This window comes from Acinetobacter sp. WCHAc060033, assembly GCF_004209125.1.
In the GTDB taxonomy this organism is placed as follows: Bacteria; Pseudomonadota; Gammaproteobacteria; order Pseudomonadales; family Moraxellaceae; genus Acinetobacter; species Acinetobacter wuhouensis.
This window is the reverse complement of sequence record NZ_SGSW01000080.1, coordinates 1-7,895: the sequence shown is the minus strand read 5'-3', so window position 1 is coordinate 7,895 and position 7,895 is coordinate 1. Positions and strand designations below refer to the sequence as shown.

Below are 7,895 nucleotides of genomic sequence, written 5' to 3'. Positions count from 1 at the left end.
TTTTGAGGATGTTTTTTCTAACACAATATTTCGTTCAACAAGGTTTGATTTGAAACTAGATAGGAATCCATTCCCCATGCCTGCTCTAACAAGGATATCAGCGTTATCACCAATACTCTGTATTTCTTCAAGTTCCTCCTGTGTAATACCTGCGGATAATGTTGAGAATTTAGTCAGGCTTAAATTCCGGCTATTAAGGTATTTACCAACCATTAGCAAAAGTATTTGGGCTTTCATCCCTACATCAGTTTTTCGATCATTAGGCGGTTGCTTATCTGAAATATACACATAATCACCAGTATTAATAAAATTAAATCCACACATTGCATATTGGTCTTCATATGCTTTAAGGTTATCCATGACCTCACTAAACAGATAATTATTTATTAAATTATCATTTTGGATAATTTCTCGAACTAATACTTTTCCATTTATTAGATGACTGTAGATTTTTGCTGCATAATTTTTATTAACAGACATAGATTAGCTCCTTATCAAACTTCAAAATTGAGTAGTCATAATAATAGTTTTCATCCTCAACTCTATTCCGACGTGAAGTTCCTTTTGTTCCACCTTTTAACCTCGGTAAAAGGGCCTCTAAACCATCAAGTAAATCGGTTAAGCAATATTCGGACAAATTTGATTGAAAGGTTTCGTGTATATACCAAACTATGTCATCTATCTGATTAGGTAGCTGCATCTGATAAACCAATCGAGCTATCTTATTTGTTCTCTCAAGATTTTTATAAATCTTTGCTGGTAATGGCTGTTGCTGTTTAATCTTAGCTTGTACTGGTTTTGATAAAATACGTTCGTAATGCCACTCAAAACGATGAAAGTTACCTTCAGCTTGTAGATTTAAACGTTCACCATAATTGCGGTTATGAGTGAACAACCCATCAAAAGTACTTATTGCATCAAAAACTTCTGCGCACTTGTTTAACTTAATTTTACTTCCACCACCATGTCGTTTGGTATCCACGTACTCATCAATTTTTGACCATAAGTGTTCAATTGCCAAATACATTGATCTGTCACTACCGATTTGATTTAGCGTCCGTTGAATCTTTCTATTGGTATCACCTACATCTTTGTAATACGTAGTAATTGATGTCTTTCGAAAGCTTAAAAATTTAGCTAAATCATTTAAGTCTTGAGTATCAAAGTATTTAATGATTTGAGAAATTGCGGTAGTAAATGAACCACCTACAACTAAATTTTCAGTGGTTGTGAATTGAATAAATGGCTTGACATTACGTTGGTATAGAGTGTCAATACGTTGAAATAAACCATCGAGTGTAATTGAAGTGTCACCAGACTGGTAACGTGCGTATTCAGCAGAAAAATCGTTTACTTTTGCATCCAATACTTTATGGTTTTCGATAACTTTTGTCTGAACTTCATTTAATAGTTGCCTGAAAGCCGCAATTGCTTCTAGTTGTTCTTCACTACCAATAGGATGTTTTTGGATCTCTTTTGCTAACGATATTGTATTTTCACGTAATAACTCAAATTGAACTTCAAATATTTGCTTGCTTCTTTTTGTATCTATAAAACTGAGAATTTCTAAAACAATGTTGTTTATGGCAAACATACCACTCCCCTTCATTTCGAAGAAAATGCCATTTTCAACCATGGATTTTCTATCCAAAATGTTTTTAAGTTTTAACTTAAGTGGATCGATATTTACCTTTGGTAGGATCGTCTGATTATAAAAATCTACATATAACTGGATTGGGAACTCTCCGCCAGTATTGTTCTCATTAATGTAATCAATGAATTTAAAAAATTCATCTTGTTCATCGAGAATTGCTTGAATAATGTATGAGCGATTAACCAGCATCTTCCCCTCCAAAGACACTAACATGACGCGGTAGAATGTGTAATTGACACGTGTTTAATAAAACCTTATCTGGTCGATACTGATCAATTAAAATGTGTCTACCAGTACAGTTCGCGATATGGGCTTCAAATTTTGGTGTTGCACAGAAAATTGAGAATCCTTGTCCAGAAATATGCTTTACTACTGCTTCAGAGTTATCGGCATCCAATGCGGCTACCTCATCAACTACAATTGGTAAATGTACTTTGGTATTAACCTCTTTAATTTCAGCTAATAAGATCGAAGACACAAATGCTGTAATAGTTGTGGTTGTTCCTTTAGATTGCGATTTTGAAACCAATGGTCCATCATTAATTGAGTATTTATAGCCAATAGATTTAATCAAATTGACCATTTTGAGACGACCATTTGAGTTTTGGTTTTTGCCAAAAAACGTCAAAAGAGAAGTGTAAAAGGACTCATCTGGTAATGTATCACCACTTACATTGTACTTTTCTACTGTATATCTAAGACTGTCAAAATCTTTAATCGTTTCTAAATCTAATGTGATATTAGATAGATTAGAAACACGATGACCATTTAATTGAGTGTTAATGGTTTTTATCTGGCGTTCCAGTTGAGCATTAGCTTCAACGATTTCTTCCACTTGAGCGCGAATTTCATTGTTGTGTTTAGTCACCTTTTGTGAGAAGTCCTTTTTTTGATATTCCAATGTATTGAATATCGTTGCATATTTATAAATAGGCACCAAAAAGTCCATCATACTTGGGTCTTGAGTATGAGCTTCGACCCCGACTTCAGGGACATCAATCATAAATCTTTGGAATTTTTCTTTGAAGCGGTCAAACTCTTTATTCAAACTTTTTGCCATATCAGACAACTTGAAAGCCAGAGACTTAATTTGCGAATGACCTTGTGGCAAAGCTATTAAAGCCTCCTCTACCCCAGTTAGTGCTGTGTCTGGTACTAATAACCTTTCTATGTTTGCATAACGTAATTGAGCCTGAATATCATTAAAGGTCTCGATATGAGATTGGAGCTGCTGTCGGACAGTATCATATTCATTAAATATAGCTTCTGCTTCTTGAAAAGCCATTTCCTCTATGTACTTCTTACTACTGATATTTTCCCAAATTAATTTTAACTCAGCACATTCAATTTTTGCTTCTTCATAGGCTGCTTTGATGCTATCTTTTGCTGCTAGCAACTCTCTATCAGATTGATACTGCTCCCTTTTATCAATCAGTTTAGTTTTTTCCTCATCTGTATAAGCTTTATTAACATTTTGTCTTAAATAGCCATCTAGCTCATCTATTTTAGCCTGTGCTTTTGTGATTTCCTTTTTTAGAGTCAGCAACTTCTCCTCATTTTTTAAACGATTTTTATTAGGGTCGAAGGCAATAAATTGGTGCTCATTAAGAAGAGTGTTTTTAAAAAAGAAATCTCCAGTTGATTCCTTAAACTCAAATAAATTCGCAAAGCTTTCAATGATATCTTTAGCTGATGAATCTAATGCAATAGCAACACTGTTGAGACGTGAGTCAATCGTATTTAAAACTTGGACGGCATGTTCTGATAATTGATTCCAAAGTTGATGGCTTTCATTTTGTAGGATCAACTCTATATTGTCGTGCTGGCGCTGTTTCTGTTGTAATTCAGCTTTCTTCTGGGCTAAAGTATTAACGTTAGCTTCAATACTACTTAACGCTTCGATACTTTCATCAAAGCCAAGTATATCTTCGTCTAATACCTTCAGTATTTCTGGCAATTCTTGACCATGATACGCTCCCATTTTCACTTGCCATGAAATTAGTTTTTTCTCCCTTTTTATAAATTCTTTTTCTTTTAACTCGTATTGCCCCTTAGTGTATATTTCCTTTTGATGCAGTTCATTTAGACTATTACTATGAATGGTGAGTATTTCACTGGCTGATGAGACTAATGCTTGATTCTCTTGGGCACGTGGGCCGATGTTATTCCTAGAATCGCTTAACCAACGGTGTAACGCATGAAAATTTGTAGAATACTCTTCAATGCGTTCATTTAATGATTTATATATGCCATGGAGTAAGCTAAATTCACCACTTACACTATCAAGCAATTCAAGTCGATTCTTATCTTTAACTAACTCTTGATATTCTTGATAAGTTTTATTCAGGTTTAAATCAATTTTTTCTTTATCTCGACCACGCTGCATTTCAATCAAAGCCGCTATAGCAGACGGCAATGTTTCCTTGCTATTACTCGCTGATGCAAAAGCTAAGTTATAGATATCGCGGAATGCTGATATTGAATCGCTTGAAATGTCTTTTAGTGGCAGAACACAAAACTTGCCTTCAGCTGTACCATAACTACCAAACATTACTTCAGCTATTCGCTTAGGTTCAGAAATTTCTTTTCCCTTATTTACTTTCGCAAAATCAAGTAATTTTTCTAAACTGATCTCACTAGCAAACCTACCTTCTTCACTCTCTGTTTCATCCCAAAACAATGGACGTAACTGTTCATATGGAACAGGAATAAAAACCCTATTGTAATCCAATCTTGTAACGCTTGTGTTGGCAGCAGGTCGATAAAGAACCATACAGAAGTTTCCCAAGTCGTTTTTTACTTCAAGTGCTAGAAATGAGCTACTACTTGGAAAGTAAAAACCATGTGATGCCTCACCTGAATATGGGCCATCATCTCCAACGAATCGGAATTTTGATTCACAGTTCCTAAAGTTATTTTCAGGAAATAATAATAGCTTTGTTGCAGCAAGACTTGCTGTTTTACCAACGTTATTACTGCCAAACATAGCTAAATGATTATCAAGCATAATCTCGGAATATGCATGACCAGCAGAATTGACCAATATAAGACGTTTTAATATGAACTTAGTATCTTCTAAAAGTTGAAGGCTACTCATAAAAAGCTCTCCTGTTCAAGCGTACAACCCATACTTCTTATTAGTTGAGCATAAGGTTTTAGTACTGGATGTGCGATTGATATAAAATTACTAACACCTAATAAGTAATCATGCTCACGCCTAATACGAACAGCCTCAAGACGAGATTTAATATCATGTGGCTGGACAAAAGTAATGTTTGATTGTTTTAACGTAGATATTAAATTGTTAGCTATCATTAACCCCCCTAAATCCATATCCAAACATAGATAAAGGTGATCATAACTTTGCAAGAACTTAGCATGATATGAATTTGGCAATTCATTGCCTGCACCAAAAATAAAATCTGTTGTTTCATCTACTGGTACATCAGTATGTTTAATTAAAAACTCTTTAAATCTATTTGCAAATAAAAAAATCTGACGATTCTCAACAACCACAGCAATTTGAGATTGCTTCACAGGACTAAAAAACTCACCTGTAACATCGATTGTCACAACCTGAGGATGGCTTTTTGCATGACGAATCAATAGAAATGAACCATCGACCTTATGATTGTGACTCATATTTTGATTGGCTGCCGATTTGCGATCAATTCCAGCACTGCTAATGAGCATTAAAATTTCATTCAATAAATCAGGATTAAAATACGTCACCTGATATAAAGAGCCTCTTTCGTTCTTTATTGCTCTAATATCGGTTAATTCGAAATGATGATTCTTCAGCGGCAATTTACTAATTTCGGCACGAAGATCATCTAGGTTTACATTTTCATGAAGTTGAACCTTTCGGATTAAATTAGATAATTTCTTTATTTTCACAACCGAAAACCTGAGGTAAACTACCGACACAACGTATGATAACATACGGTGTATAAAATAATACGAGGTTTTATTGATTTTGGAGACCGTATGTCAGATTTCATCCTAGATAGGCAGAATCAAAGATTGGTTTTTATTGACCTTTGCGCTTTCGTATTAGGGTATGTCAACCGCACGCTTCTCATGAACAGATTTAGTATCAAAGAAGCAACTGCATCAAAAGATATAAAAGCCTACCAAGATAAGACTTCAAACCTTCAATACTATCCCAGTATTGCTGCTTATAAACCTTTACCCTGGTTCTGCCCACTTTACACACATGACATACACGAAGCATTGCTACTATTAGCAGAAAATAAACAAGAAGTTATCTGCCAAACGGACCTAAGCAACACCTCTTATGTTCTTCAGATACCAGTCAACAAACCACAGTTAAAAAAGGTTTGTCCAGTTCTACGAGCTTTATCGCAAAAAGGTGTTGTTGATATCGAATATGCATCACGTACCAGCGGTATTTCTAGCAGGACAATTATCCCTCATACTTTAATTCAGATGGGGCCATTCATCTATGTAAGGGCCTATGATCGTTTAAAAGAGCAATTCCGTACCTTCAAGCTCAACCGCATAATTAATTCAACTACATCAACTCGAACGATTGCGCCAGCTGAAAGTATCGAAAATGATATTGAATGGCATAAAAATTTAGAAGTGACCATTGTGCCGAATGGAACAGCTAACTTGGAAACATTGGAGTTAGATTATCACCTGATAAATAATCAGATGGTTGTTCAACTTAAGAAGGAGGTTTTGATGTATTTTCTCATGGGGTGGAATATTGCACCTATTGAGTATGAGGATCTTCCATATACCCTCTTCCCATTAAAGGTTGCTTCAATTAAACCGCTACCCTAAAACGATTGGTGTAGTCAGTTAGTGAGTATCACGATAATTGGCAGAGTTTTAAAAAAGAGAAATCCTAACTTATCTGACACACATTTAAGTAAAATCTCAACTTATGTGGCAAAAAATAGTTGAGATCTCATGTCTAAAACTACCAAAACCAATTGATTTCACTAAATAATTAAGTCTCAAACCATCTGTCTTTCAACGCCCGCGTAAGGCGACATATAAGTTTTCCTTAGCGACAAATGAAATTTCCTTGAATAAAAAATAGAGCCTAATGGCTCTATTTTTTCTTGTATAACTTAAACTAAAATTTCTAAATATTTACGTGATATAACAAAATAAATATTTTTAAAAACCAAATAAGCTTTATGGCTTACTTTCTATTTAAAAATAGCAACAAAATATAAAATATTTATAAAAAACAATAAATTACATGTAGATGTAAAAATATTACTGGAACAAGTTTTACTTACGGCTCAACAATACTTGATATTAAATCTAAAAAAACAATTGAGAAACAGAAAATAACAATTGTTGTATCGTTACTAACTAAAAATGACACCTATTGTGTCGCTAAAAAATATCATCGGATATCTCTAAGAATACCAAGTTATTGATTAGTCATTTTAGGAAGAAAGTATTAGCCAAGCTTAAAGATGATTATCCTATTCGTGCCGTTACTCAAAAATGTGAAATTGATAAAAATACAATTATCGAATACAAGAAGTGGATCAAAATAAAAAGAACTCGACCAAGTAAATCATCCCAAGTTGATGATGATTTATTACCTACCAATGTTGAGAAATATCCTAATGATTTTCAATATGAACGCGCTATACGTTTCAGCTGTGGTAAATCTACAATTGGGGGATACCCTCAAACAACTAAAAAATCACAGTTAAAAAAAGACCTTATACCTCCCGAAAGCAAAAATAGAACTAAGAGAACAATACTTAGAAGATTTAGATCAATTAAAGTACCAACACCCAATCATATATCTTAGTGAAAGTAGCGTTAAATCACATAAACATAGAATTCATGGTTATTCTTAGTAAGGAACACCCTGTTACGGGACATACAACTGGTAATTAAAAAATCAGACCTATGCAATTGGTGCAATTTATCAATTTTTGGGTAGAAAATTTTTTGATAACTGAATTGTCTGCGCACTGAGTAATTGTTATGGATAATGCTACATTTTATAAACGACAAGATACCCAAGATTTATTAGCACAATATAAACATCAGATACTTTGGCACTTTATAGCCCAGATTTAAATCCCATTAAAAATATGGGCATGAATGGGGGGAAGAAGAAACGGAGAAAATGCTTAGTTGACTCAATAGATACCCTTTTCAAGTTATTTTTCACATTTGTATGGGGAATTAGGCGGTTTTACTATATCTTTAATTATTTTAAATCCTTTCATTTTTTGAA

General features: G+C 34.0%; 6 protein-coding genes. 2 read left to right on the top strand and 4 right to left on the bottom strand.

Annotated elements, in window-relative coordinates; translation table 11 throughout:
• The 4 genes from EXE10_RS19595 to EXE10_RS19580 form a co-directional block, all read right to left on the bottom strand.
• Nucleotides 1–480 (bottom strand): condensin complex protein MksE (locus EXE10_RS19595; protein ID WP_130114476.1); only part of this gene is annotated, 480 nt, incomplete at its 3' end.
• On the bottom strand, nt 470–1,843 hold the full coding sequence (locus EXE10_RS19590) for a hypothetical protein (RefSeq protein WP_130114475.1): 1,374 nt from the start codon (nt 1,841–1,843) through the stop codon (nt 470–472). The genes EXE10_RS19590 and EXE10_RS19595, both read right to left, overlap by 11 nt.
• On the bottom strand, nt 1,833–4,751 hold the full coding sequence (locus EXE10_RS19585; protein ID WP_130114474.1) for a hypothetical protein: 2,919 nt from the start codon (nt 4,749–4,751) through the stop codon (nt 1,833–1,835). Before EXE10_RS19585 ends, EXE10_RS19590 begins: the two co-directional genes overlap by 11 nt.
• Nucleotides 4,748–5,551 (bottom strand): hypothetical protein, encoded by an 804-nt coding sequence (locus EXE10_RS19580; RefSeq protein ID WP_130114473.1) that lies wholly within the window; start codon nt 5,549–5,551, stop codon nt 4,748–4,750. Before EXE10_RS19580 ends, EXE10_RS19585 begins: the two co-directional genes overlap by 4 nt.
• 90 nt (nt 5,552–5,641) lie before the next feature.
• Here EXE10_RS19580 and EXE10_RS19575 point away from each other — a divergent pair, with 90 nt between their 5' ends.
• Nucleotides 5,642–6,463 (top strand): helix-turn-helix transcriptional regulator, encoded by an 822-nt coding sequence (locus tag EXE10_RS19575; protein WP_130114472.1) that lies wholly within the window; start codon nt 5,642–5,644, stop codon nt 6,461–6,463.
• A gap of 607 nt (nt 6,464–7,070) precedes the next feature.
• On the top strand, nt 7,071–7,460 hold the full coding sequence (locus EXE10_RS19570; protein ID WP_410117608.1) for a transposase: 390 nt from the start codon (nt 7,071–7,073) through the stop codon (nt 7,458–7,460).
• Nucleotides 7,461–7,895: the final 435 nt, after the last annotated feature.

Coding starts and splice junctions, on each gene's coding strand:
- EXE10_RS19590 (WP_130114475.1), bottom strand. CDS start 1,843: ATGCTGGTTAATCGCTCATACATTATTCAAGCAATTCTCGATGAACAA.
- EXE10_RS19585 (WP_130114474.1), bottom strand. CDS start 4,751: ATGAGTAGCCTTCAACTTTTAGAAGATACTAAGTTCATATTAAAACGT.
- EXE10_RS19575 (WP_130114472.1), top strand. CDS start 5,642: ATGTCAGATTTCATCCTAGATAGGCAGAATCAAAGATTGGTTTTTATT.